The organism is Bradyrhizobium sp. CCBAU 11357 (assembly GCF_028128865.1).
Taxonomy (GTDB): domain Bacteria; phylum Pseudomonadota; class Alphaproteobacteria; order Rhizobiales; family Xanthobacteraceae; genus Bradyrhizobium.
In genome coordinates, this window is record NZ_LBJW01000014.1 from 1 (window position 1) to 23,445 (window position 23,445).

At 64.6% G+C, this 23,445-nt stretch carries 25 protein-coding genes and 1 other RNA gene; 14 read left to right on the forward strand and 12 right to left on the reverse strand.

The genetic code is table 11. From position 1 onward, the window contains the following. The first annotated feature begins 215 nt into the window (after positions 1 to 215). Both XI05_RS02215 and XI05_RS02220 read left to right on the forward strand, forming a co-directional pair. Complete coding sequence (locus XI05_RS02215) at positions 216 to 1,334, forward strand: DUF2336 domain-containing protein (RefSeq protein ID WP_172787456.1); 1,119 nt, start codon at positions 216 to 218, stop codon at positions 1,332 to 1,334. Between the two features lie 31 nt (positions 1,335 to 1,365). Further along, entirely contained in the window at positions 1,366 to 1,608 is a 243-nt protein-coding gene (locus tag XI05_RS02220; RefSeq protein WP_172787455.1) for a hypothetical protein, read from the forward strand. A gap of 56 nt (positions 1,609 to 1,664) precedes the next feature. Here XI05_RS02220 and XI05_RS02225 read toward each other — a convergent pair whose 3' ends face one another. The 11 genes from XI05_RS02225 to XI05_RS02275 form a co-directional block, all read right to left on the reverse strand. Continuing rightward, positions 1,665 to 3,371: a response regulator gene (locus XI05_RS02225; protein WP_271498350.1), complete on the reverse strand. Its 1,707-nt coding sequence runs from the start codon at positions 3,369 to 3,371 to the stop codon at positions 1,665 to 1,667. Continuing rightward, positions 3,368 to 4,882 (reverse strand): ATPase domain-containing protein, encoded by a 1,515-nt coding sequence (locus XI05_RS02230; protein ID WP_271498351.1) that lies wholly within the window; start codon positions 4,880 to 4,882, stop codon positions 3,368 to 3,370. Before XI05_RS02230 ends, XI05_RS02225 begins: the two co-directional genes overlap by 4 nt. A gap of 277 nt (positions 4,883 to 5,159) precedes the next feature. Further along, complete coding sequence (locus XI05_RS02235; RefSeq protein WP_271498352.1) at positions 5,160 to 5,657, reverse strand: GNAT family N-acetyltransferase; 498 nt, start codon at positions 5,655 to 5,657, stop codon at positions 5,160 to 5,162. A 197-nt stretch (positions 5,658 to 5,854) separates the two neighbouring features. Continuing rightward, entirely contained in the window at positions 5,855 to 7,726 is a 1,872-nt protein-coding gene (gene feoB, locus XI05_RS02240) for a ferrous iron transporter B (RefSeq protein ID WP_172787451.1), read from the reverse strand. Between the two features lie 36 nt (positions 7,727 to 7,762). Then, positions 7,763 to 8,038, reverse strand: coding sequence for a FeoA family protein (locus XI05_RS02245; protein WP_212259137.1), 276 nt, complete (start codon positions 8,036 to 8,038; stop codon positions 7,763 to 7,765). A 115-nt stretch (positions 8,039 to 8,153) separates the two neighbouring features. After that, the gene (locus XI05_RS02250; RefSeq protein WP_025038043.1) at positions 8,154 to 8,405 is read right to left on the reverse strand and encodes a ribbon-helix-helix domain-containing protein; all 252 of its coding nucleotides are present in this window, start codon (positions 8,403 to 8,405) and stop codon (positions 8,154 to 8,156) included. After that, positions 8,402 to 8,590 carry a DUF4169 family protein gene (locus XI05_RS02255; protein WP_025038042.1) on the reverse strand — a complete coding sequence of 63 codons (189 nt, stop codon included), beginning with the start codon at positions 8,588 to 8,590 and terminating at the stop codon, positions 8,402 to 8,404. The genes XI05_RS02250 and XI05_RS02255 overlap by 4 nt, the downstream gene beginning before the upstream one ends. A 276-nt stretch (positions 8,591 to 8,866) precedes the next feature. Next, positions 8,867 to 10,300 (reverse strand): class II fumarate hydratase, encoded by a 1,434-nt coding sequence (gene fumC, locus XI05_RS02260; RefSeq protein ID WP_271498353.1) that lies wholly within the window; start codon positions 10,298 to 10,300, stop codon positions 8,867 to 8,869. Positions 10,301 to 10,389: 89 nt separating this feature from the next. Next, positions 10,390 to 10,908 carry an SspB family protein gene (locus XI05_RS02265; protein ID WP_172787448.1) on the reverse strand — a complete coding sequence of 173 codons (519 nt, stop codon included), beginning with the start codon at positions 10,906 to 10,908 and terminating at the stop codon, positions 10,390 to 10,392. Positions 10,909 to 11,024: 116 nt separating this feature from the next. Beyond that, positions 11,025 to 11,391: a transfer-messenger RNA gene (gene ssrA / locus XI05_RS02270) on the reverse strand. 113 nt (positions 11,392 to 11,504) lie between these two features. After that, positions 11,505 to 11,633 carry a hypothetical protein gene (locus tag XI05_RS02275; protein WP_271498354.1) on the reverse strand — a complete coding sequence of 43 codons (129 nt, stop codon included), beginning with the start codon at positions 11,631 to 11,633 and terminating at the stop codon, positions 11,505 to 11,507. A 27-nt stretch (positions 11,634 to 11,660) separates the two neighbouring features. Between XI05_RS02275 and XI05_RS02280 the strand changes: the two genes are divergently transcribed. From XI05_RS02280 to XI05_RS02330, 11 genes are all read left to right on the forward strand, one after another. Continuing rightward, positions 11,661 to 11,795: a hypothetical protein gene (locus XI05_RS02280; protein WP_271498355.1), complete on the forward strand. Its 135-nt coding sequence runs from the start codon at positions 11,661 to 11,663 to the stop codon at positions 11,793 to 11,795. 96 nt (positions 11,796 to 11,891) lie between these two features. Then, entirely contained in the window at positions 11,892 to 12,653 is a 762-nt protein-coding gene (locus XI05_RS02285; protein WP_271498356.1) for a tripartite tricarboxylate transporter TctB family protein, read from the forward strand. A 7-nt stretch (positions 12,654 to 12,660) separates the two neighbouring features. Next, positions 12,661 to 14,175, forward strand: a complete 1,515-nt coding sequence (locus XI05_RS02290; protein ID WP_172787446.1) for a tripartite tricarboxylate transporter permease — start codon at positions 12,661 to 12,663, stop codon at positions 14,173 to 14,175. Between the two features lie 141 nt (positions 14,176 to 14,316). Continuing rightward, positions 14,317 to 15,297 carry a tripartite tricarboxylate transporter substrate binding protein BugD gene (locus XI05_RS02295; RefSeq protein WP_271498357.1) on the forward strand — a complete coding sequence of 327 codons (981 nt, stop codon included), beginning with the start codon at positions 14,317 to 14,319 and terminating at the stop codon, positions 15,295 to 15,297. Between the two features lie 174 nt (positions 15,298 to 15,471). Then, complete coding sequence (locus XI05_RS02300) at positions 15,472 to 16,266, forward strand: thymidylate synthase (protein WP_271498358.1); 795 nt, start codon at positions 15,472 to 15,474, stop codon at positions 16,264 to 16,266. Between the two features lie 5 nt (positions 16,267 to 16,271). Then, a complete protein-coding gene (locus XI05_RS02305) occupies positions 16,272 to 16,757 on the forward strand; it encodes a GNAT family N-acetyltransferase (RefSeq protein WP_271498359.1) in 486 nt (161 codons plus the stop codon). Then, positions 16,757 to 17,266 carry a dihydrofolate reductase gene (locus tag XI05_RS02310; protein ID WP_271498360.1) on the forward strand — a complete coding sequence of 170 codons (510 nt, stop codon included), beginning with the start codon at positions 16,757 to 16,759 and terminating at the stop codon, positions 17,264 to 17,266. The genes XI05_RS02305 and XI05_RS02310 overlap by 1 nt, the downstream gene beginning before the upstream one ends. Before the next feature lie 153 nt (positions 17,267 to 17,419). Next, positions 17,420 to 18,556: an FtsH protease activity modulator HflK gene (hflK, locus tag XI05_RS02315; protein ID WP_271498361.1), complete on the forward strand. Its 1,137-nt coding sequence runs from the start codon at positions 17,420 to 17,422 to the stop codon at positions 18,554 to 18,556. Beyond that, entirely contained in the window at positions 18,553 to 19,449 is an 897-nt protein-coding gene (gene hflC / locus XI05_RS02320; RefSeq protein ID WP_271498362.1) for a protease modulator HflC, read from the forward strand. Before hflK ends, hflC begins: the two co-directional genes overlap by 4 nt. A gap of 82 nt (positions 19,450 to 19,531) precedes the next feature. Further along, positions 19,532 to 19,738 carry a DUF2065 domain-containing protein gene (locus XI05_RS02325; RefSeq protein WP_172787439.1) on the forward strand — a complete coding sequence of 69 codons (207 nt, stop codon included), beginning with the start codon at positions 19,532 to 19,534 and terminating at the stop codon, positions 19,736 to 19,738. A gap of 142 nt (positions 19,739 to 19,880) precedes the next feature. Then, positions 19,881 to 21,407: a Do family serine endopeptidase gene (locus XI05_RS02330; protein ID WP_271498363.1), complete on the forward strand. Its 1,527-nt coding sequence runs from the start codon at positions 19,881 to 19,883 to the stop codon at positions 21,405 to 21,407. A gap of 131 nt (positions 21,408 to 21,538) precedes the next feature. Here XI05_RS02330 and serB read toward each other — a convergent pair whose 3' ends face one another. Then, complete coding sequence (gene serB / locus XI05_RS02335; protein WP_271498364.1) at positions 21,539 to 22,444, reverse strand: phosphoserine phosphatase SerB; 906 nt, start codon at positions 22,442 to 22,444, stop codon at positions 21,539 to 21,541. An 11-nt stretch (positions 22,445 to 22,455) separates the two neighbouring features. Between serB and miaA the strand changes: the two genes are divergently transcribed. Next, positions 22,456 to 23,397, forward strand: coding sequence for a tRNA (adenosine(37)-N6)-dimethylallyltransferase MiaA (gene miaA, locus XI05_RS02340; RefSeq protein ID WP_271498365.1), 942 nt, complete (start codon positions 22,456 to 22,458; stop codon positions 23,395 to 23,397). Positions 23,398 to 23,445 lie beyond the last annotated feature (48 nt).

Consider the following 23,445-nt stretch of genomic DNA (forward strand, 5'->3'; position numbering starts at 1 on the left):
AAGCGGGAGAGGGAGCGCACCTCCTGCACAGCATCTTCCCCGCCTCTTAACCCGCTCCCTCGCATTTGAACGAATTTTCGTCGGCAAAACTGATTTGCCGATTTTACTGAATTCTCGCGTTTCATCTCTAGCGTTGGTTCCCAGAGGAATTCGGCGTCGCGCCGCAAGCGGCGGGACGGCTCGCCAAAGGGCTGCCAAGAACTGGGGTTATCGAGATGAACGGGGCGAAATCGCTTCTGCAGGATCTGGACGACGCGATCGCGCGCGGCACCGACGAAAGCCGGGCACGCGCATTGTGGCATGCGACCGACATCCTGATCACCGGCCGCTACAGCGACGACGAGATCAGCATGTTCGGCGAGGTGATCGGCCGGCTCGCCGACGAGATCGAGGTGGCTGCGCGCGCGCAGCTCTCCGAAGTGATGTCGGCCTGCGATCACGCACCGCTCAACGTCATCGAAAAGCTCGCCCTCGACGACGAGATCGCGGTCGCCGGTCCCGTGCTGCGCGATTCCAACCGCATCGACGAGAAGATGCTGGTCGAGAGCGCCATGACCAAGGGCCAGGCGCATCTGCTGGCGATCTCCCAGCGCCAGTCGATCGGCGAAGCCGTGACCGACGTGCTGGTCAAGCGCGGCAACCAGGAGGTCGTGACCTCGGTCGCCAAGAACGAGGGCGCCCGCTTCTCCGGCTCGGGCCTGCTGCACATGGTCCGCCGCGCCGAGGGCGATTCGATCCTTGCCGAGCAGCTCGGCCTGCGCAAGGACGTGCCGCGCCACATCTTCCAGCAGCTGATCGCGAAGGCCTCCGAAGACGTCCGCCGCCGCCTCGAGGTCGAGCGGCCCGAGATGATGTCGCAGATCCAGAGCTCGGTGACCGAGGTCACCGGCGATCTCCAGTCCAAGTTCGGCCCGTCCTCGCGCAGCTATTTCGTCGCCAAGCGCGTGGTCACGACGCAGTATCGTCAGGGCAATCTCAACCAGGATTCGATCTCGAACTATGCCCGCCAGCACCGCTTCGACGAGGTGCAGATCGGCCTGTCGCTGCTGTCGGCGCTGCCGGTCGACGTGATCGAGCGCGCCTTGATGGACCGCAACCGCGAGATGATCCTGGTGCTGTGCAAGGCCCTCGACTTCTCCTGGGACACCACGATGTCGCTGCTGTTCCTCGGCGCCAAGGATCATCTGATCACGGCGCGCGAGCTCCAGGACAACGAGCGCGAGTACGGCCGGCTCAAGATCGAGACCTCGCGCAGCATTCTGAAGTTCTATCAGTCGCGCAAGACCGGCGCGGGTGCCGATGCGGGCCGTCAGCCCGAGCTTCAGGTTCACTGACAGGTCCACCGAGGACAGGGGAGTATCTGCAATGTTGCCTCAATTCGGCACCGCCGTTCGCAAGAAGAATCCGGCCAATGCCGCCAGCGCCGATCTCGGCGGCGCGGCTCCGGACAAGGCCTCGGTGGACGCCGCCTGGCTCGTGCTCGAAGCCGCCAACGATCTCGGCGACCACGCCGCGGTCGACGCCTGCCGCCGCGTCATCGACGCCGAGCTGAACGGCACCGTGGCCCGCAGCGCGGACGTCGATCTCGTGCTTGGGTATTTCCGGTAAGGCTCCTGAGATCACGGAGTGGCCTGGACAGAGCGCAGCGAAATCCAGGATCACTCTCAGCAGGAGTTCGAGCGTTTGGCGCCTGCATCGCGCCGAAGACTTGACTTCGCCGCGGACAAGGCTGCCGCGAGCTCGTCGATGTGATAGGGTTTGGCTAATATTGCAATGCCCGCGGTCTCCGCTTCATGGACCGAGGCTTCGGCATATCCGCTGGTCAGCAATATCGGTATGTCGCTTCGTCTCTTCCTGATCTCGCGCGCAAGCTCGACCCCGTTCATGCCGCCCGGCATCATGATGTCGGAGAAGATCAGATCGATGGGACGGCCGTCCGCCAGGGCGCCAAGCGCTGCCGCGGCGCTGGAGGCGCGGGTGACGTCGTAACCGAGCTGGCCGAGCATCTCGCTGACCAGCGCGGCAACCTCGTTATCGTCCTCCACCAGCAGGATCTGCCCCTGATTGCTCTTCTTCGGGCGCACCCGGGTGAGGTCGATGAGGTGTCGCTCGCCGGAAGGAGTCTCGAAGGATCGCGGCAAATACAGCTCGATGCTCGTGCCGCGGCCGACCTCCGATCGAATTCGCACCGTGCCCCGCGACTGCGTTGCAAATCCATGGACCTGTGCGAGTCCAAGTCCCGACCCCTTGCCGATGTCCTTGGTCGTGAAGAACGGCTCGAACACCCGCGACATGATTTCCGCGGGCATGCCGACACCGGTGTCGACCATGGACAAGCGAACATAGTCGCCGCAAATCTCCCCATCGTTCAGGTCGGGTAGATTTTCGCCGCGCACGATGATGGTACCGCCATTGGGCATGGCGTCGCGGGCGTTGACGGCCAGGTTGAGAATGACGAGCTCGAGCTCTCCGGGATCGACCTCCACCGGCCATAGCTGCTCCGGAAAGTCGAATTCGACATGGACGTCACCCCTCAGGCTGCGATCGAGCAGTTCTCGCATGCCGCCGATCTGCGCGGCGACGTCGACGGGCTCCGGCCGGAGCTTCTGCCGCCGTGAGAATGCCAGAAGTTGCTTGGTCAGGCTCGCCCCGCGCTGTGCCGCCTGGATCATCCCGTCCATCAGGCGGCGACGGCGGGCCGGATCAGTCTGGCGTTCGAGCATGTCGAGGCCGCCGGAAATCACCATCAGGAGATTGTTGAAGTCGTGCGCCACGCCGCCGGTGAGCTGGCCGATGGCTTCGATCTTCTGGGCTTGGCGCAGCGTTTCCTCCACGCGTGCGCGCTCTTCAATTTCGAGGCGAAGCTGCTTGTTGGCCTCCTCCAGCGCTTTGGTCCGCTCGATCACCAGCTTCTCGAGCTCCTGCGCGGTCTGCTCGCGCGCCTCGAGCAGCGCCCGGATCTCGTATTGACGTCCGCGTGCCCGCAGTGCGGATTGGATGGTGCTGGTCAGAGTGATCGGCTGAACCGGGCGTTCGAGCAGCGAAACGTTGCGGAGAAGCTCGACAATGCTGCGTCGCCAGGCGACCACCGCAGGCTGCTCCCGGTGGCTGGTGAGGACGACAAAAGGAAGGTCGGACCATGGCGGTTGGCCCGCGATCCACTTCGCCAGCGACGCCGTGTCCTTCCCGAACAGACCTTCCTCGGCAACGAAAACGGCACCCACCCCGGCACTCATCTCGGTGACGAGCTCTTCCAGATCGCGGCAGTTGACGGCTTCAAGGCCGGAGCTGCGGAAGAGCTCCGCAGCGGCTGGGCCGTCGCGGCCGATCGGCGCGAAGACGAGAACGTGGTGATCTCGCCCGATGGTCATTCAGCCGTGCCTTCCGCCATCGCCGGGCCGGTATAATGCGGGGTGCCGGAAAAAATGCCGCTGAAATCCCTCAGTGGCGGACCGAGCTTGATGCCGGCGCTGGTGAGCCGAAATTCGCGGATCGTGTGCTCGTGGTTGCCGCTGCGCTTCTTCACGACCGATAAGGCGCGCCGCACCGTTCCGCCGAGCTCGAAATAGCGCAACATGAGGACCGCATCGCTGAGATAGCTGATGTCGAGGTTGGTGTCCGTTGGCCCGACCAGCCCATGCTGAGCCAGGATCAGGATGGTGAGAACTCCTTGCTGCGCCAGGAAGCTCAGCAGCTCGTGCATCTGCAGAATGAGAAACCGCTCGTCCGGCATTGCATTGAGATAGCCGTTCAAGCTGTCGATGACGATGATGCGGGCGTTGTCGCGTTCGACGCTCCTGCGCACGTTGGCCGCGAATTCACCGGGTGAGAGCTCGGCTGGATCGATCTGCTGGAAGCGGATGCGGCCGGCATCGAGATGCTCGTCGAGGGCGAGGCCGATCGTTCGGGCGCGCGCCTCCACCGTGCCGCGACCTTCATCGAAGGCGAAGAACACGGCGTGCTCGCCGCGTGCCGCTGCTGAAATCGCAAAGGTGAGCGCAACGGACGACTTGCCGACGCCGGCGGCTCCGATCAGAAGCGCGTTGGTGCCGCGCTCGAGACCGCCTCCCAGCAACTGATCCAGTTCGGCGTTGCCGCTGGGCGTGAACTCGCCGATAAACGTCTTGTGGTGCTCGGCCGCGACCAGACGTGGGAATATCCGCAAGCCTCCTGTTTCGATCGTGAAATCGTGGTAGCCGCCGCGAAAACGGATGCCGCGCATCTTGATCACGCGAAGCCGCCGCCGTTCGGCACCGTAGTCGATGGCCAGCTGCTCGAGCATCACCACGCCATGCGCGATCGAATGCAGCTGCAGATCGTCCTGGGACGATGAAAGATCGTCGAGCAGCACGACCGTGCAGTTGCGATTGGTGAAGAAGTGCTTCAGGGCGAGAACCTGACGCCTGTAGCGGAGCGGGTTCTGCGCCAGCAGCCGCAATTCGGACAGGCTGTCGAGCACCACGCGGGTGGGATTGATCCGTTCGACCTCCTTGAAGATCAAACCCGTGGTCTCGCTCAGCTCCATCTCGGCGGGATGAAAAACCGTCAGCTCCCGCTCGGGATCGAGCGTCGTTTCCGGCGGCACCAGCTCGAAGATGTCGACGCCGTCCAGTGACCAGCCGTGCCGCTGCGCCACCACAGTGAGCTCGCGTTTGGTCTCGGAGAGAGAAATGTAGAGAACACGTTCGCCGTCGCGCACGCCGCGGAGAAGGAATTGGAGCGCAATCGTGGTCTTGCCCGTGCCCGGCCGGCCTTCATAAAGGTACATCCGGTTGGCATCGAGCCCGCCGCCGAGGATGTCGTCCAGACCGTCGCTGCCGGTCGAAATTCTCGGCAAATCCTTCGGGTCGCCGCCTGGAGCAGCCGCGGATTGAACGGTCATGAACCCCCCTTGCGTCTCTTCTGAAAGCTCTCCATGCGCTCCGAGCGTGCGCAAGGAGCCGGGTTTGGCTTAAAGGTCCGTCTTAGGAACTCTCAGGCAAGGATTGAGTTCCCGCGCCGAAACTCCCCCGGACGATAGGGCGGCCGCTTCGTTGCCGCTCAGATGCATCAAGTGAATTGGCGTATTCGCCACCTCGACAGCTGGGCTGGGCCGACCACTGGATCGTGTCGGAAAATGAACACAAGCGATCCACCTGCACCCGGTCTCGTTCTGGAATTCACCGTCGGATGCGGTAGATCACGACGTCGTTGCCGTGACGGTTCGTGCTTCGCTCGAGCAGATAGTTCGATTTCTCCAACACACGGCGGGATGCAGCGTTGCCGATATAGACGATGCCGATGAGGGAGGGCAGCGCAAGCTGTAATAGTCCGATGTCCGTCAGCGCGGTCGCGATCTCGCTGGCAAATCCCTGGCCCCAGAATTCGCGCTTGAATGCGTAGGCGATCTCGATCTCGTCGACATCGTCCACGAGAATGTGCCGAATGCCCGCCCGTCCGGCGAAGGCCCCGTCTTTCGTTCGCAGTGTCCAAAGCCCGAAGCCGTGCTGGTCCCAATGGCCCATGTTGGTCGCAAGATAGGCCCTCGTGACTTCGGGCGTCCGGACGCCGCCGAGAAAACGGGAGACCTCGGCATCACGATGCAGCGCGACGAGGTCGGCGAGGTGATCCTCGCGCAACCGCTCGGCGGTCAGGCGGTCGGTGCTGAAATGGTCCACGGAGACAGATCGCCGATTGGGTGGCGTGTCGCTCATGCTGCTATCGCTACGGGCTGATCATGACATCATGCCCCTGTTTTGCCCGACGGGTCAACGGACGAGGGCGGGTGGTTTGTTGCCTTGCGCGTAACCCATTGATTTCACGACCCCCGTCTACTGTGCATGGGGTTGTTTTCGTACTTTTGTTTTGGAAGCGGCTAGCCCGCGCCCAGCGCGACCGCGACGTTGTACGTCACGAGGCTCGCCGCATAGGCCAGCACCAGCATGTAGGCGAAGGTGACGCCCATCCAGGCCCAGCTGCCGGTCTCGCGCCGGATCACGGCGAGCGTGGACGCGCATTGCGGGGCGAAGATGTACCAGGCCAGCATCGACAGCGCGGTCGCGAGCGACCATTTCGTCGCCAGCACCTGGCCGATCTGCTCGGCCGCTTCCTTGCCGCCCTCGATCGCATAGACGGTGCCGAGCGCCGCGACCGCGACCTCGCGCGCCGCCATGCCCGGGATCAGCGCCACCGCGATCTGCCAGTTGAAGCCGACAGGGGCGAGCAGGGGCGCGAGCGCCTTGCCGATCATCGCCGCGAGGCTGAAGTCGATGGCCGGCCCGGTCGCGCCCGCGGGCGGCTGCGGGAACGAGGCCAGGAACCAGATCAGCACCATCATCGAGAAGATCGTGGTGCCGGCGCGCTGCAAGAACATCTTGGCGCGGGTGTAGATGCCGATCACGATCGATTTCAGCCGCGGCATCTTGTAGTCCGGGAGCTCCAACATGAAGGGCGCCGGCGCAAAGTCGCGCAGCATGAAGAACTTGATCAGGAACGAGACGACGAGCGCGCTGATGATGCCGGCGGCATAGAGGCCGAACATCACGAGGCCCTGCAGATTGATGAAGCCCCAGATGTCCTTGGCCGGAATGAAGGCGGAGATGATCAGCGTATAGACCGGAATGCGCGCCGAGCAGGTCATCAGCGGCGCGATCAGGATCGTGGTCAGCCGGTCGCGCTTGTTGTCGATCACGCGCGTCGCCATGATGCCGGGAATGGCGCAGGCAAAGCTCGACAGCAGCGGAATGAAGGCGCGGCCATGCAGCCCGGCGCCGCCCATGATGCGGTCCATCAGGAACGCCGCGCGCGCCATGTAGCCGAAATCTTCCAGGAGCAGGATGAACAGGAAGATGAGGATGATCTGCGGCAGGAACACGATGACGCTGCCGACGCCGGAGATCACGCCGTTCTGCAGGAAGCTTTGCAGCAAGCCGTCGGGCAGCGTGGCCTGCACCAGCTCCCCGAGCGAGTCGAAGCCGGACTTCAGCAGCTCCATCGCCGGCTGCGCCCAGGCGAACACCGCCTGGAACATCACGAACAGGATCAGCGCGAGCACGATCAGCCCGCCGACCGGATGCAGCACGACGGCGTCGATCCGTGCGGTCCAGGTGTCGGGGCGAGCAGGCAGGCTGACGCAGTCGGCGATGATGCGGTCGGCCTCGCGCTGGGTCGCGCGCAATTCGCTGACGCTGAGCGCGCGCCAGATGTTGTCCTGCGGCTCGGCGGCGAGCTTGGCCGAGATCTCGTCGGTCAGCTTGAGCAGGTCGGCCGTGCCGCCCTTGCGCACCGCGATCGAGGTGACCACGGGCACGCCGAGCTCCTTAACGAGCCGCTCGACGTCGACATTGATGCCGCGGCGGCTTGCGATGTCGAACATGTTGAGCACGAGGATCATCGGCCGCCCGGTGCGCTTCAGCTCCAGCAGCAGGCGGATGGTCAGGCGCAGATTGGTGGAATCGGCGACGCACAGCACGAGATCGGGCAGGGTCTCGCCGGAGGCCTTGCCGAGCACGAAGTCGCGGGTGATCTCCTCGTCCGGGCTGCGGCCGCGCAGCGAATAGGTGCCAGGCAGGTCGACCACGGAGACCTGGCGGCCGAGCGGGGTGACGAAGAAGCCTTCCTTGCGCTCGACCGTGACGCCGGGATAGTTCGCGACCTTCTGCCGGCTGCCGGTCAGCGCGTTGAACAGCGAGGTCTTGCCGCTGTTGGGCGTGCCGACCAGGGCGAGATGCAGCAGGGGTGCTTCCATGGGATCAAGGGCCTGGGGCAAAATTCCGGTCGCGCGTCAGGCGACGATGATGGCCATGGCTTCGCGACGGCGGACCGCGATCGTGATGCTGTCGACCCGTACCGCGATCGGGTCGCGCCCGACCAGCCCCTCATGCAGGATCTCGACCCGGGCGCCCTCGACGAAGCCGAGCTCGATCAGGCGGCTCTCTAGCTCGACGTCCGAAAGCGCCGAGTCCGCCTGCTTGGCGGCGAGGTGCTGGATGACGCCGGTATAGCCGCGCTGGGCTAGACCCAGCGGCATGTGCGAACGCGTATCAGTGGTGTCGGTCATGCCCTGTATTTTCAACGCCGGGCATTGAGGTCAAGCGCGGTCGCCCGCTGAAGCTGCACCTTAGAGCGATTTTAAAGTGCGGCGGCCGGGGCGCCGTCGCGGGCGCCCCCGACGGCTACTGGGCCGGGACCTTGTCCGGCTGGGCGGCCATGGCGCGGCTCTTGAAGTAGTCCAGGACGAACAGACGGATCGCCGACGACAGATTGCCCTGCTGGCGGTTGTTGTCGATCTCGCCGACCAGCTCCGACAACGTCATGTTGCGCAGGCCGGAGATCTCTTTCATGCCGTTCCAGAACGCCTCTTCCAGGCTGACGCTGGTCTTGTGGCCGGCGACGACGATCGACCGTTTCACGACCGGCGACTTCATGGCTGCTCCTCGCGATCGATCCGGTGCTGGTCCAGGTGCTCCTTGGCCTGGTCCGCCTGCTTCGCCTCGGACGACCGTTCCGCCTTCGTGCGCCCGAATTTCGCCCGGTTGGCGTCCGCCTGCTTCGCCGAGGCTTCCCGCTCGACGCGCTTCCTGAAACGATTCAGGTTGATGACGTTCCCCATGCCGCGTCTCCATCATCCGATCCTCTTCAGGCAGGATGGAACATTCAGAAACAGGGTGCCGCATTGCGCCCCAAAAGACTTGATCGCCATTAGCTCGTCCTCGTCAATCGGCCCTTGGGGCCATCAAAGGATGCTTCGCCCCGTCGAGGGCAGCAGGGCTGCGTAACACGCCGCCCCGCCGCAACATTGACGGTAATCAAATCCTGCCCCCAAAGCCGCATTTTTTTGGACGCCGAGCGTCCGTATCATTACGGATGGCTATCGGAATTCGGAATTTTATCCCGGGCTGGTCATCTTCTCGGGGCGCACCAGGCGGTCGAACTCCTCGGCCGAGACGAAGCCGAGCCGCAGCGCCTCCTCCTTCAGCGTGGTGCCGTTGGCGTGCGCCGTCTTGGCCACCTTGGCGGCGTTGTCGTAGCCGATCTTCGGGGCCAGCGCCGTCACCAGCATCAGCGAGCGCTCCATCAACTCCTTGATGCGCTTCTCGTCGGCGCGGATGCCGCTGACGCAATGCTCGGTGAAGGAGCGCGCGGCATCCGCCATCAGGCGGATCGAGTGCAGCATGTTGTAGGCCAGCACCGGCTTGTAGACGTTGAGCTCGAAATGGCCCTGGCTGCCGGCGACCGTGATCGCGGTGTGATTGCCGAACACCTGGCAGCACACCATGGTCATCGCCTCGCACTGGGTCGGGTTGACCTTGCCTGGCATGATCGAGGAGCCGGGCTCGTTCTCCGGCAGGATCAATTCGCCGAGGCCCGAGCGCGGGCCGGAGCCGAGCAGTCGGATGTCGTTGGCGATTTTGAACAGGCCGGTCGCGACCGAATTTATCGCACCATGCGCCAGCACATAGGCATCGTTCGAGGCCAGCGCCTCGAATTTGTTGGCGGCGCTGGTGAAGGGCAGCTTGGTGATCCCCGCGACATGCTTTGCGAACAGCTTGGCAAAGCGCGGCTTCGAGTTGAGGCCGGTGCCGACGGCGGTGCCACCCTGCGCCAGCGGATAAAGGTCCTTCACCGCGAGCTTGAGCCGGGCGATGCCGCTTTCGACCTGCGCGGCATAGCCGGAGAATTCCTGACCGAGCGTCAGCGGCGTCGCATCCTGGGTGTGGGTGCGGCCGATCTTCACGATCTTCGAAAACTCCTTCTCTTTCTTGCGCAGCGCGCGCAGCAACTCGGTGAGGGCAGGGACGAGATCGACATTGATGCGGCTTGCCGCCGCGATGTGCATCGCGGTCGGGAAGGAGTCGTTCGACGACTGGCTCATGTTGACGTGATCGTTGGGATGCACCGGCTTCTTGGCGCCGAGCTCGCCGCCGAGCAGCTCGTTGGCGCGGTTGGCGATCACCTCGTTGAGGTTCATGTTGCTCTGCGTGCCCGAGCCGGTCTGCCACACCACAAGCGGGAAATGATCGTCCAGCTTGCCCTCGATCACCTCGCGCGCGGCGCGGACGATGGCATTGGCGCGGCGCTGATCGAGCAGGCCGAGCTCGAGATTGGACTGCGCGGCGGCGAGCTTGACGATGCCGAGGGCATGCACGAGCGAGATCGGCATGCGGTCGGTGCCGATGCGGAAATTCTGGCGCGACCGCTCGGTCTGCGCCCCCCAATAGCAATCGGCGGGCACCTCGATGGGACCGAAACTATCGGTCTCGGTGCGGGTCGCCGGGCGGGCGGTGTTCGAGCGGGAAGCTTTGGCCATGAGCACATCCATTCTGCCGCGCGAAACGCCGCACGGCCTCTTCATGTGCTTCTCTATATAGGCAGTTGGGGCGGGCGCGATGGCGTCGCGGCCAACCTAGATCATTTCTTGCGGAAACGATCGAGCCGCACGACCTCGGCGCCGCCCTGGCTCGGTGGGGTCGGCTCGTCGGCAGCTTCCGCCTTCTCCGCGGCAGGTGCCGGGACCGATACGGCCGATGGCGCCGGCGCTGCCGGCAGATTGTCCGGCGCGACCTCGGCGACGTCGGAGGTGTCGAACTGGAGGCCGAACTTCACGGACGGATCAAGGAAGCTCTTGATCGCACTGAACGGCACCACCAGCCGCTCCGGAATGCCGCCAAAGGACAGGCCGACCTCGAAGCGGTCCTCGAGCACGGTCAGGTCCCAGAACTGGTGCTGGAGGATGATCGTCATCTCCTCCGGATATTGCGCGAGCAGCCGCGGCGACAGCTTCACGCCCTCGGCCTTGGACACGAAGGTGATGAAGAAATGGTGCTCGCCCGGCAGGCCATGGGCCGCGGCATCGGTCAGCACCTTCCGCAGCACGCCGCGCAGCGCGTCGCGGGCCAGCACATCGTATCGGATATGATCGGTCGCCATGGTGGTCCTGTTGCATCCTCGAAGCCGGACCCTGCCGATCCGACTCGCCAAGCCGCAATAGTACCGCGCCTGACGGGTGAGCAGGAGTCCCCGCCGGGGAAGAAATCAAAGAGTAAAGTGGAGGCTTCTGTTGCCAGGTGCCTCCGAACCCCGCCTAGCGGAGCTTAACCCACTAGGACTTTAGAGTGGTCTTTCAAACTGCGTTACGCAGCCTGAGCAACCGGAGCAAAGTTGTCGTTGGCAACTATTGCAGTAGCCCGATAACGGCGGAACAATACCGGGAAAAAGCACGCCCTTTACGCCCTCGTCGATCCTATTTCGCCCCCGCCAAAGCCCAGCTTCAGGCTCGCCCGATGGTGGGCTTTGGTGGAGGCGCCGGGTACCGCCCCCGGGTCCGAATGGTTTATTACGACGACCGTTTATTTCCATAGCCGGCGAACCGGCACCCCCAATATAGGGGGCAAAGCTCCCGAAAAACAGAGGGTTGGAGGAGCTATCCTGCAGTTCCCTTTGGATAGGTTTCGGGCCGTTTTTGGCCCGCTCTCCCTGCCGCTTTCAGGCCGTGCTGTGGGTCACGATTCCCGTCAGTGTCGGCGTCACTTATTTCCTGCGGCAGAAAGAAGCAGCATGACCGTCCACAGCCCGTTCTGATCCTTGATCTTCGCCTTCGGTCCGAAGTCGCTGCTCGCCGAGCGCGGCACCGCGGCGACCGCGGCCTGATTCATCGGGGCGGACTGGAGGTGCATGACTGGATGACCGACAGACAGCCAGCAATTGCTGCACTGCTTCTGAGCGCGATGGTTGCGGTGGTCGCGTCCATCTCGCACATCAATCCACTCTGGCATCGGCTTGCTGGCGGCATGTTGGGTTTTGCTGGCATTGTCTGATGAAAATCGCTAGGCAGTGATCCGGGCGGGGGTAACCAGTTCCAGCCGATTTAGAACAACAGTGCTCGTGACTTACGGGTCGCGGAGGAGACAGGCATGGCCGACACGATGGGCCACTCAGCGACGGCCAGCCGAAACACCCGGTTGGCGCTCGGCTTTTGTCTGCTGGCGATTGCGCCGCAGATTTTCGAATTGATCTGGTCGATCGGGGCGATCTTCGGCTGGGGGGCCGGCCGCGGTCCGGCGGCGGTCGTCACCAACCACGCGACGGCGCTGCTGGCCGGCGCGCCCAGCGCCATCTTCGGATCGTTCGGTGGCGGCGCCAAGAAGATGTCGTCCGAGGTGCTGCTGGCGCTGATCTATTCCTATCCGCTGTTTGCGGTGGCCATCCTCACGCTGTTCATGACCATTCGTTCGGCGCAAGATTATGTCGGCGGCGTCGTGCTGATGGCCCTTGCCCTGTTCGCGCTGTGGGCGTCGAGTGATTTGCAGGGCATGCGTGGCTTCTCCTTCGGTGCAGGCACTGCGCCACGTATGTTCGGCGGGCTGCTGGTTGCCCTGTCTGCCGGCGTCGCGTTGACCGGCCTGATCACGGAAGGACCGGCTCTTGCCCATTATTCCTGGCGCGGGCCGCTGTTCGTGATGGCGGCGATCCTGTTCTTCGCGCTGGCGATCCGGCCGCTCGGCCTCGTGGTCACGGCTTTTGCCAGCTTCATGATCGCGGCGACAGGTTCGCACGAGACGCGCTGGCTGGAAGCGGCCATCGTCGGCGCCTGCCTGACGCTCGGCTGCGCAATCCTGTTCCCCTACGTGCTCGGGCTGCCAATGCCGATGTTTCCGCGTTTCCTGAACCAGTGAGGGCGTGATGGATATCTTTGCCAACCTCGCTCACGGCTTCGCCGTCGCGTTCTCCCCGATCAACCTCCTGATGTGCCTGATCGGCGCACTCGTCGGCACGCTGGTCGGCGTTCTCCCTGGCATCGGAACCATCGCGACCGTTGCCATGCTGCTGCCGATCACCTTCGGACTGCCGCCGGTGGGCGCGCTGATCATGCTCGCCGGCATCTATTACGGCGCGCAATATGGCGGCTCGACCACGTCGATCCTGGTCAACATACCCGGTGAGGCGACATCGGTCGTGACCGCCATCGACGGTCACCAGATGGCGAAGCAAGGCCGTGCCGGCCCGGCGCTGGCGATCGCCGCGATCGGCTCGTTCTTCGCCGGATGCGTCGCGACCGTCTTGATCGCACTGCTCGGCGCACCGCTGACGAAACTCGCGCTGGCGTTCGGCCCGGCCGAATATTTCTCGCTGATGGTGCTCGGCCTGATCTTCGCCGTGGTGCTGGCCAAGGGCTCGGTGCTGAAGGCGATTGCGATGATCGTGTTCGGCCTCTTGCTGTCGATGGTCGGCTCGGACATCGAGACCGGCGCCTCGCGCATGGCCTTCAACATTCCGGAGCTCGCCGACGGACTCGGCTTTGCGACGGTGGCGATGGGTGTGTTCGGCTTCGCCGAGATCATCCGCAATCTCGACCACGGCGCCGAGATGAACCGCGACCTCGTGCAGCAGAAGATCACCGGCCTGATGCCCACCAGGAAGGACCTGGCCGATGCGACGCCGCCGATCCTGCGCGGCACCGTGCTCGGCTCGATCCTCGGTATCCTGCCCGGCGGCGGCGCGGTGATCGCGTCCTTCGCGGCCTATACGCTCGAGAAGAAGCTCTCAAAGACCCCGTCCCGGTTCGGCCGCGGCGCGATCGAGGGCGTGGCGGGACCGGAGAGTGCCAACAACGCCGCGGCACAGACCTCGTTCATTCCGCTGCTCACGCTCGGCATCCCGCCGAACGCGGTGATGGCGCTGATGGTGGGCGCCATGACCATCCATGGCATCGTGCCCGGTCCGCAGGTGATGCAGAAGCAGCCGGATCTCGTCTGGGGCATGATCGCCTCGATGTGGATCGGCAATCTCATGCTGATCATCATCAACCTGCCGCTGGTCGGAATCTGGGTGCGGCTCTTGCGCGTGCCGTACCGGCTGATGTTCCCCTCGATCGTGATCTTCTGCGCGATCGGCATCTATTCGGTGAACAACGCGCCGGTCGACGTCATCCTCGCGGGTGTGTTCGGTCTCGTCGGCTATTGGCTGATCAAGCACGATTTCGAGCCGGCGCCGTTGCTGCTCGGGATGGTGCTCGGACCGCTGATGGAGGAGAACCTGCGCCGGGCGCTGCTGATCTCGCGTGGCGACTGGAGCGTGTTCCTGACGCGTCCGTTGTCGGCGGTGCTGCTTGCTGTCGCGGCGAGCCTGCTTGTCCTGACGGTGCTCCCCGTGTTGCGCGCCAAGCGCGACGAGGTGTTCACCGAGTCCGAGAACTGAGGTCGCTCGCGCCCTGCGCTCGCGCCGCGCCCTGCGTCGGCACGCCGCATTCGGAAGTCGAATCGACTTGTGTTACGGCTTTGTGAAATGGAAATGCCGGCCTTTGGGCCGGCATTTTATTGTGTCCAAAGGGGGATCGCCATGACGTTCATTCGCGCGCTCGCAGGCGCATGTGCAGCAGCGATAGCATCGCTGGGCGCCTTCATCGCAACCGCTGAGGCGCAGACCTATCCGACGCGCAGCATTACCATGATCGTGCCCTTCGCGGCTGGCGGGCCGACTGACGTGATCTCACGGATCGTCACCGGGCACATGGCGCAGACGCTGGGGCAGAGCATCATCATCGAGAACGTCGTGGGTGCCGGCGGCACCACTGCCACGACGCGTGCAGCGCGTGCGGCCAATGATGGCTATACGCTGATCACCGGGCATATGGGCACGCATGCCGCCTCTGTGCCGCTCTATCCCAAGCTCGCTTATCACCCCGAGAAGGACTTCGAGCCGATCGCCCTGCTGGCGGGCACGCCGATCCTGATCCTGGCGCGCAAGGACTTTCCGCCGAAGGACCTCAAGGAGTTCGTCACCTACGTCAAGGCGAATGCCGAGAAGGTGAACGCCGCGCATGCCGGCGTCGGCTCGGTTTCGCACGTCTCGTGCGAGCTTCTGCACTCGATCCTCGACATCAAGCCGGTCGGCGTGCCCTTCAACGGGACGGGACCTGCGATGAATGCGCTGGTGGCGGGTCAGGTCGACTACATGTGCGACCAGATCGTCAACGCCGTCCCGCAGATCAATGCCGGCACCATCAAGGCCTATGCGATCGCCACGGCCGAGCGCAACCCGTCGCTGCCGAACGTGCCGACCACGGCGGAAGCCGGCCTGCCGGCATTCCAGGCTCAGGCCTGGAACGCGATGTTCGCGCCCAAGGGAACCTCGCCTGCGATCGTGGCAAGCGTGAACGCCGCCGCCGTCAAGGCGCTCGACGACGAGACTGTGAAGAAGCGCCTGCTCGAACTCGGCAGCGTCATCCCCGCGCCGAAGGACCGAACCCCGGAGGCGCTGGCGACCCTGGTCAAGAACGAGATCGCGAAGTGGAGCCCGGTGCTCAAGCCGGCAAATTAAGCGAAGGCGATCAAGGGGCTAGGCGAGGGGCGGAACGCTGAGTTTCGCCCCCTTGTCGTTTGTGCCGGGAACACTCACTTTTCCGGGTATAATCGACGGGGACAGCGAATCGCCGCTGTTGCAGCGCGGGGGCGGCCGCTAAGTTCGCCGCCTCCCCAAAGGCTCAGTCGCAACATGCACCAGTATCAGGACCTGCTCGAGCGGATTCTTTCAGACGGCGCCGAGAAGACCGACCGGACCGGCACCGGCACGCTCTCGGTGTTCGGCCATCAGATGCGCTTCAATTTGTCGGCCGGTTTCCCGATGCTGACAACCAAGCGGCTGCCGCTGAAGGCGATCGTGCATGAGCTGCTCTGGTTCCTGAAGGGCGACACCAACATCAAATATCTGCGCGACAACGGCGTCACCATTTGGGACGAATGGGCGGACGCCAATGGCGATCTCGGCCCGGTCTACGGCCATCAGTGGCGCTCCTGGCCGACACCCGACGGCGGCAGCATCGATCAGATCGCCAAGGTCATCGACATGATCAAGCGCACCCCGGATTCGCGTCGGCTGATCGTGACCGCCTGGAATCCGGCGGACGTCGACAAGATGGCGCTGCCGCCTTGTCACCTGCTGTTCCAGTTCTATGTCGCGAACGGCAAGTTGTCGTGCCAGCTCTATCAGCGTTCGGCGGACGTCTTCCTCGGCGTGCCCTTCAACATCGCATCCTACGCGCTGCTCACCATGATGGTCGCGCAAGTTACCAGCCTCAAGCCCGGCGACTTCGTGCACTCGCTCGGCGACACCCATCTCTATTCCAATCACCTGGAGCAGGCGCGGCTCCAGCTCAGCCGTGCGCCGCGCGCGCTGCCGGTGATGCGGATCAATCCTGAAGTGAAGGACATCTTCTCCTTCCGCTACGAGGACTTCGAGCTCGTCGGCTACGATCCGCATCCGCACATCAAGGCGGACGTCGCGGTCTGACACCGATGTCACCGACCATCCGCCGTGCGCAGCCCGGAGAGGCCGGCCTCGTTCTCTCCTTCGTCCGCGAGCTCGCCGAGTACGAAAAGCTGTCGCACGAGGTCGAGGCGACCGAGGCCGACATCGCCGACGCGCTGTTCGGCGAGAGGCCGCAGCTCTATTGCGCGATCGCGGAGTGGAACGGCGAGCCGGTCGGCTTCGCGGTGTGGTTTCTCAATTTCTCCACCTTCAGCGGCCGCCACGGCATCTATCTCGAAGATCTCTATGTGCGGCCGTCGCATCGGGGCAAAGGCCTCGGCAAGGCGCTGCTGGCCTATCTCGCCAGGGAATGCGTCGACAACGGCTGGTCGCGCCTGCAATGGGCGGTGCTCGACTGGAACTCACCCTCGATCGCGTTCTACAAATCGCTTGGCGCGGTCATGATGGACGACTGGACCTTGTGCCGCGTCACCGGGCCTGCGCTGACCCAGCTTGCCGGGAGCTCTGCCTGATGGAGATCGTCTTCGTTGTCGCGATCGCGGAGAATGGCGTCATCGGCGCGGGCAATGCGATGCCGTGGCGATTGAAGTCCGATATGGCGCGCTTCAAGGCGCTGACCATCGGCAAGCCGGTGATCATGGGCCGCAAGACCTTCGAGACCCTGCGCCGGCCGCTGCCGCGCCGCACCAACATCGTCGTCACCCGCGATCCGGCCTATCGCGCCAATGGCGCCATCGTCACGACGTCGCCAGCGGATGCGGAGGCGGTCGCGCGCGGCGATGCCCTGCGGCGTTCGGTCACTGAGATCGCGGTGATCGGCGGCGCCGAGATCTTCCGGCAATGGCTGGATCGTGCCGATCGTCTCGAGATCACCGAAGTGCATGCGCGCCCCGAAGGGGACACGCATTTCGACATCGACAAGGCGGAATGGGACGAGGTTGAACGCATCCGCCACCCTGCCGGCCCCGACGACAGCGCCGACGTCTCCTATGTGACATATCGTCGGCGGCGCGGCCATTAACCGCTTTCGTCAATGTTTACATTGACTTTTTCGTGCCCGAGCATAGCTCGGAAGACGGACAGGGCTGCGTTGTAAGGGACTTGCCTGTCCCCTATAAAGCCGGACCGGACAAAGCGGGCGGTGGCAATTCCACCCTGCCGAGGAGAACGTCGAATGCCGTGGAAGAATCAGGGCGGTGGCCCATGGGGCTCGGGTCCAAAGGGACCATGGGGCTCAGGCCCGCAACCGGTCGGGCCGAGGCCGCCGGATCTGGAAGACCTTCTGCGGCGTGGCCAGGACCGCCTCCAGCAGATCATGCCGGGCGGTTATTTCTCCGGCATCGGCATCACGCTGATCATCCTGCTGATCGTGGCATTCTGGCTCTTGTCGGGCTTCTTCCGCGTGCAGTCCGAAGAGCTCGGCGTCGTACTGCGCTTCGGCAAGCACGTCCGCACCGTGCAGCCGGGTCTGAACTATCATCTGCCTTATCCGATCGAGACCGTGCTGCTGCCGAAGGCGCTGCGCGTCAACACCACCTCGATCGGCATGACGCTGATCGAGGATCCGGCGCGGCGCGGCCGCTCCATTCGGGACGTGCCGGAAGAGAGCCTGATGCTGACCGGCGACGAGAACATCGTCGACGTCGACTTCACCGTGCTCTGGCGCATCAAGCCGGACGGCATCGGCGACTTCCTGTTCAACATCCAGAATCCCGAAGGTACCGTGAAGGCGGTCTCCGAGAGCGCGATGCGCGAGGTGATCGGCCGATCTCAGATCCAGCCGATCCTGACCGGAGCGCGCAACGTCACCGAGCAAGGCGTGCACGAGCTGATCCAGAAGACTTTGGACAGCTACGGCGCCGGCATTCAGATCACCCAGGTGCAGATGCAAAAGGTCGATCCGCCCGCGCAGGTGATCGATGCCTTCCGCGACGTCCAGGCCGCACGAGCCAATCTCGAGCAGCTGCAGAACGAAGCGCAGACCTATGCCAACCAGGTGGTGCCGCAGGCGCGCGGACGTTCGGCCAAAATCCTGCAGGACGCCGAAGGCTACAAGGAACAGGCGGTCGCCGAGGCCAAGGGCCAGAGCGCGCGCTTCCTGAAGGTTTACGAGGAATACAAGAAGGCGCCCGACGTGACGCGAGAACGGATTTATCTGGAGACGATGGAGCGCGTGCTCGGCGGCGCCGAGAAGCTCGTCTATGACGGTGGCCCCTCGGCCCAAGGCGTCGTGCCCTATCTGCCGCTTCCCGAACTGGCGCCAAAACGGACACCTACGACCGGTCCGCAGCCGAGCGGAGGCAGCCGATGAGGTCTCCGGTTACAGGTTTCGTCACGCTGCTCGGGCTGCTCCTGGTCCTGATCGTGGCTTACATGTCGCTGTTCACGGTGCAGCAGACCGAGCAGACGATCGTGCTCCAGTTCGGCAGGCCGGTCGACGTCGTCACCGCGCCCGGCCTGCACTTCAAGGCGCCGTGGAATTCGGTGATCAACATCGACAAGCGGATTCTCGACCTGGAGAACCCGTCGCAGGAGGCGATCGCCTCCGACCAGAAGCGGCTCGTGGTCGATGCCTTCGCGCGCTACCGCATCAAGGATGCGCTGCGCTTCTATCAGAGCGTCGGCTCGATCCAGGCCGCCAATATCCAGCTCACCACGCTCCTGAACGCGGCGCTGCGCCGCGTGCTCGGCGAGGTCACCTTCATCAACGTGGTGCGGGACGACCGTGAGAAGCTGATGCTGCGCATTCGCGACCAGCTCGACCGCGAGGCCGATGGCTACGGCATTCAGGTCGTCGACGTCCGGATCCGCCGCGCCGACCTGCCGGAGCAAAACAGCCAGGCGGTCTACCAGCGCATGAAGACCGAGCGTGAGCGCGAGGCCGCCGAGTTCCGGGCACAGGGTGGACAGAAGGCTCAGGAGATCAGGTCCAAGGCCGACCGCGAGGCGACTGTCATCATCGCGGAAGCCAATTCGCAGGCTGAGCAGACCCGCGGTGCGGGCGATGCCGAGCGCAACCGCCTGTTTGCGGAAGCCTACGGCAAGGACGCCGACTTCTTCGCCTTCTACCGGTCGATGACGGCCTATGAGAACGGGCTACGTGCCAGCGATACCCGCTTCCTGCTGCGGCCGGATTCGGATTTCTTCCGGTACTTCAGCAACCCGTCCGGCAAGATGGCAACCGAGACGCCGGCCAAGCCGTAAGCTAGACAAGGGCTCGACAAGGGCGGCGGATTTCGCCGCCCTTCGTCCAGACAAGAACAGCATAGCGGGAGGTTCCATTCCGATGAGGTCCATTGCGTTCGCCGACTTCCTCATCGGCCTAGGCATCCTGTTCGTGCTCGAAGGCTTGATGTTCGCGGCCAGTCCAAACTGGATGCGCAAAGCCATGAAAAGCGCCATCGCCACTCCGGACAACATCCTGCGGGCGGTCGGGATTGCCTCGGCCGTGGCCGGACTGGTCCTGATCTGGGTTATGCGTCGGCCGATTTAGGGCTTCGGCCAACGCCAAAGTGAAGGCGCCAGACTGGTTTTCGCCGTATTATCGGGCTCTTGAGGCCCGTGAAGCTCCGCGCTTGCGCCGTGCCCCCGTTCGAGCGCAGTCTGGCGCCGAATCCCTTTGTCTGGAGATCACAATGACCGCTGCCACCATTGCCCCGTCCCGCTCGCGCCGCCGGGTGCGACTTGGTGTGCGAATTGGGCTGGCCGCGCTCGCCGTCGGTGCTTTCAGCGCGTTCGGCACGCCGGCCCATGCGCGTGGACCGGATGGCATCGCCGACGTAGCCGAGAAGGTGATCGACGCGGTCGTCAACATCTCGACCTCGCAGACGGTCGAGGCCAAGGGGGGCGGCAGCAACACCATGCCGCAACTGCCGCCCGGCTCGCCGTTCGAGGAGTTCTTTGACGACTTCTTCAAGAACCGCCGGGGTCCCGGCGGCGGCAGCAAGGGCGGCGAGCGCGGCGACAACAACCCGCCGCGCAAGACCAACTCGCTCGGAAGCGGCTTCATCATCGACACGGCGGGCGTCGTCGTCACCAACAACCACGTCATTGCGGATGCCGACGAGATCCACGTCATCCTGAACGACGGCACCAAGATCAAGGCCGAGCTGGTCGGCGTCGACAAGAAGACCGATCTTGCCGTGCTCAAGATCAAGCCGACGAGGCCGCTGGTCGCGGTGAAGTTCGGCGATAGCGACAAGCTGCGCCTCGGCGACTGGGTGGTCGCGATCGGCAATCCCTTCAGTCTCGGTGGTACGGTGACGGCCGGCATCGTCTCGGCCAAGAACCGCGACATCTCCTCCGGGCCGTACGACAGCTACATCCAGACCGACGCCTCCATCAACCGCGGCAATTCCGGCGGTCCGCTGTTCAACCTCGACGGCGACGTCATCGGCGTCAACACGCTGATCATCTCGCCGTCCGGCGGCTCCATCGGCATCGGCTTCGCCGTGCCGTCGAAGACGGTGGTGGGCGTCGTCGACCAGCTCCGCCAGTTCGGCGAGCTGCGCCGCGGCTGGCTGGGCGTGCGCATCCAGAGCGTCACCGACGAGATCGCCGAAAGCCTCAACATCAAGCCCGCGCGCGGTGCGCTGGTCGCCGGCGTCGACGACAAGGGCCCGGCCAAGCCCGCCGGGATCGAGCCCGGCGACGTCGTCGTCAAGTTCGACGGCAAGGACGTCAAGGACCCGAAGGACCTGTCCCGCGTCGTCGCCGACACCGCGGTCGGCAAGGAGGTCGACGTCGTCATCATCCGCAAGGGCCAGGAGGAGATCAAGAAGGTCACGCTCGGCCGCCTCCAGGATCCCGACAAGGTGCAGGCCGCGGTGAAGACCGACGAGCCGGCGCCCGAGAAGCCGGTGACGCAGAAGGCGCTCGGCCTCGATCTCGCAGCGCTGAGCAAGGATCTGCGCACGCGCTACAAGATCAAGGATAGCGTCAAGGGCGTGGTCGTCACCAATGTCGACGCCAATTCGGACGCCGCCGAGAAGCGCCTGTCCGCCGGCGACGTCATCGTCGAAGTGGCGCAGGAGGCGGTGTCGAGCGGCGCCGACATCCAGAAGCGGGTCGACCAGCTCAAGAAGGACGGCAAGAAATCGGTGCTGCTGCTGGTCTCGAACGGCGACGGCGAGCTGCGCTTCGTCGCGCTGAGCGTGCAGTAGGAAACGCACGGTCCTAGGGTGGGCAAAACAAAGCGTGCCCACCATCTTTCTACTCTCGCGGCAACAATGGTGGGCACGGCGCAAGGGCGCCTTTGCCCACCCTACGGCTGCTGAGCGTGCACCAAGAGCGGCTACCCCTCCACGAACTCGTCGCGCCGATACCCCTGCGCATAGAGCAGCGCAGTGAGATCGCCGTGATCGATCCGCGCCGCCGCAGCCGCCGCCACGGCCGGCTTGGCGTGATAGGCCACCCCCAGCCCCGCGGCCTGGATCATCGCGAGGTCATTGGCGCCGTCGCCGACCACGACCGAGTCGATGTCGTCGAGATCGAACGATTCCATCAGGTCCACCAGCGTCGCGAGCTTCGCGGCGCGGCCCAGGATCGGCTCCTTGACCTCGCCGGTGAACTTGCCGTCGCGCACGACGAGCTCGTTGGCGCGGTTCTCCTGGAAGCCGATCTTGGCGGCGACCGCGCGCGTGAACAACGTAAAGCCGCCGGAGACGAGGCAGGTATAGGCGCCGTTCGCGCGCATGGTCGCGACCAGCTCGCGGCCGCCCGGCGTCAGCGTGATGCGCTTGGCCAGCACCTCGTCGACCGCGCTGGCCGGCAGGTCCTTGAGCAGCGCGACGCGCTCGCGCAGCGCCGGCTCGAACTCGATCTCGCCGCGCATCGCACGCTCGGTAATGGCGGCGACGTGTGCCTTCACCCCGACGAGATCGGCGAGCTCGTCGATGCATTCCTGGCCGATCATGGTGGAATCCATGTCGGCCAGAAAAAGCTTCTTGCGCCTGAAGCCAACAGGCTGCACGACGATGTCGATGGGCAGGTCGCCGCGGAGCTCGCGCAACCGCTGCTCGATGGCGTGGCGGTCGCCTTCGAGGTTACTGTCGGCACCGAAGGGAATGTCGACCGCAACCCCGTCGAACAGCCAGTGCGCGGGCGCCGCCTGCGGCAGCACGGCGCGGGCGCCGTCGACGATGGTCGAGTCCAGCGCGGGATTGTCAGGGTTGCAGATCAGCGTGGCGACGAGGGACATTTGAGGTTTTCGTGAGCGAGGGGCATTCGAGCAAGGCCGTGCTTATCGCAGGCCCGACCGCCAGCGGCAAGTCGGCGCTGGCGGTCGAGCTTGCGCTCACCGCCGGCGGCGTCGTCATCAATGCCGATTCCATGCAGGTCTATCGTGACCTCCGCATCATCACGGCGCGGCCGACCGCAGCGGACGAGGCGCTCGTGCCACATCGGCTCTATGGCCATGTCGATGCCGCCGTGAATTTCTCGGCCGGTGCCTGGGTAAGCGATGCGGCGAAGGCGCTCCATGAGGCGAGGGCGCAGCGACGCCTGCCGATCTTCATCGGCGGCACCGGGCTCTATTTCAAGGCACTGACCACGGGTCTCTCCGTGGTGCCGCCGATCCCCGCCGAGCTGCGCGAGGACGTGCGCGCGCGGCTGGAGCGAAACGGCGTCGAGGCGCTGCACGCGGAACTCGCAGCCCGCGATCCGCGCGCGGCCGAGCGATTGGACCTGCGCGACCGCACCCGCATCGCCCGCGCGCTCGAGGTGATCGAGGCAACCGGCCGTTCGCTGCTCGATTGGCACCGCGAGGGACAGCCACCGCTGCTGCCCAAGGACAGTTTTCGTGCGATCTTCCTCGCGCCCGGGCGTGACGAGCTCTATGCCCGCATCGATGCTCGTTTCGATGCCATGTTGGGCGCCGGCGCGCTCAAGGAGGTCGAGCGGCTCGCCGCCAGGCATCTCGATCCGCTGCTGCCGGCCATGAAGGCCCATGGCGTGCCGTCGTTGATCCGGCACCTCCGCGGCGAGCTCAGCCTGGAGGAGGCCGCCAGCATCGGCCGCGGCGATACCCGCCACTACGCTAAGCGGCAATTCACCTGGTTCCGGCACCAGCTGCCCGACTTCGAATGGGTCAGGCCGGAGGAAGCGAGGGGATGGCTCGCGGCGATCGCGACCGCGGAGCGGGACCTCGATTGACGCGCTTTTGTGCCGGGTTCCCGAATTTACCTCTCGCCGAACCCGGGG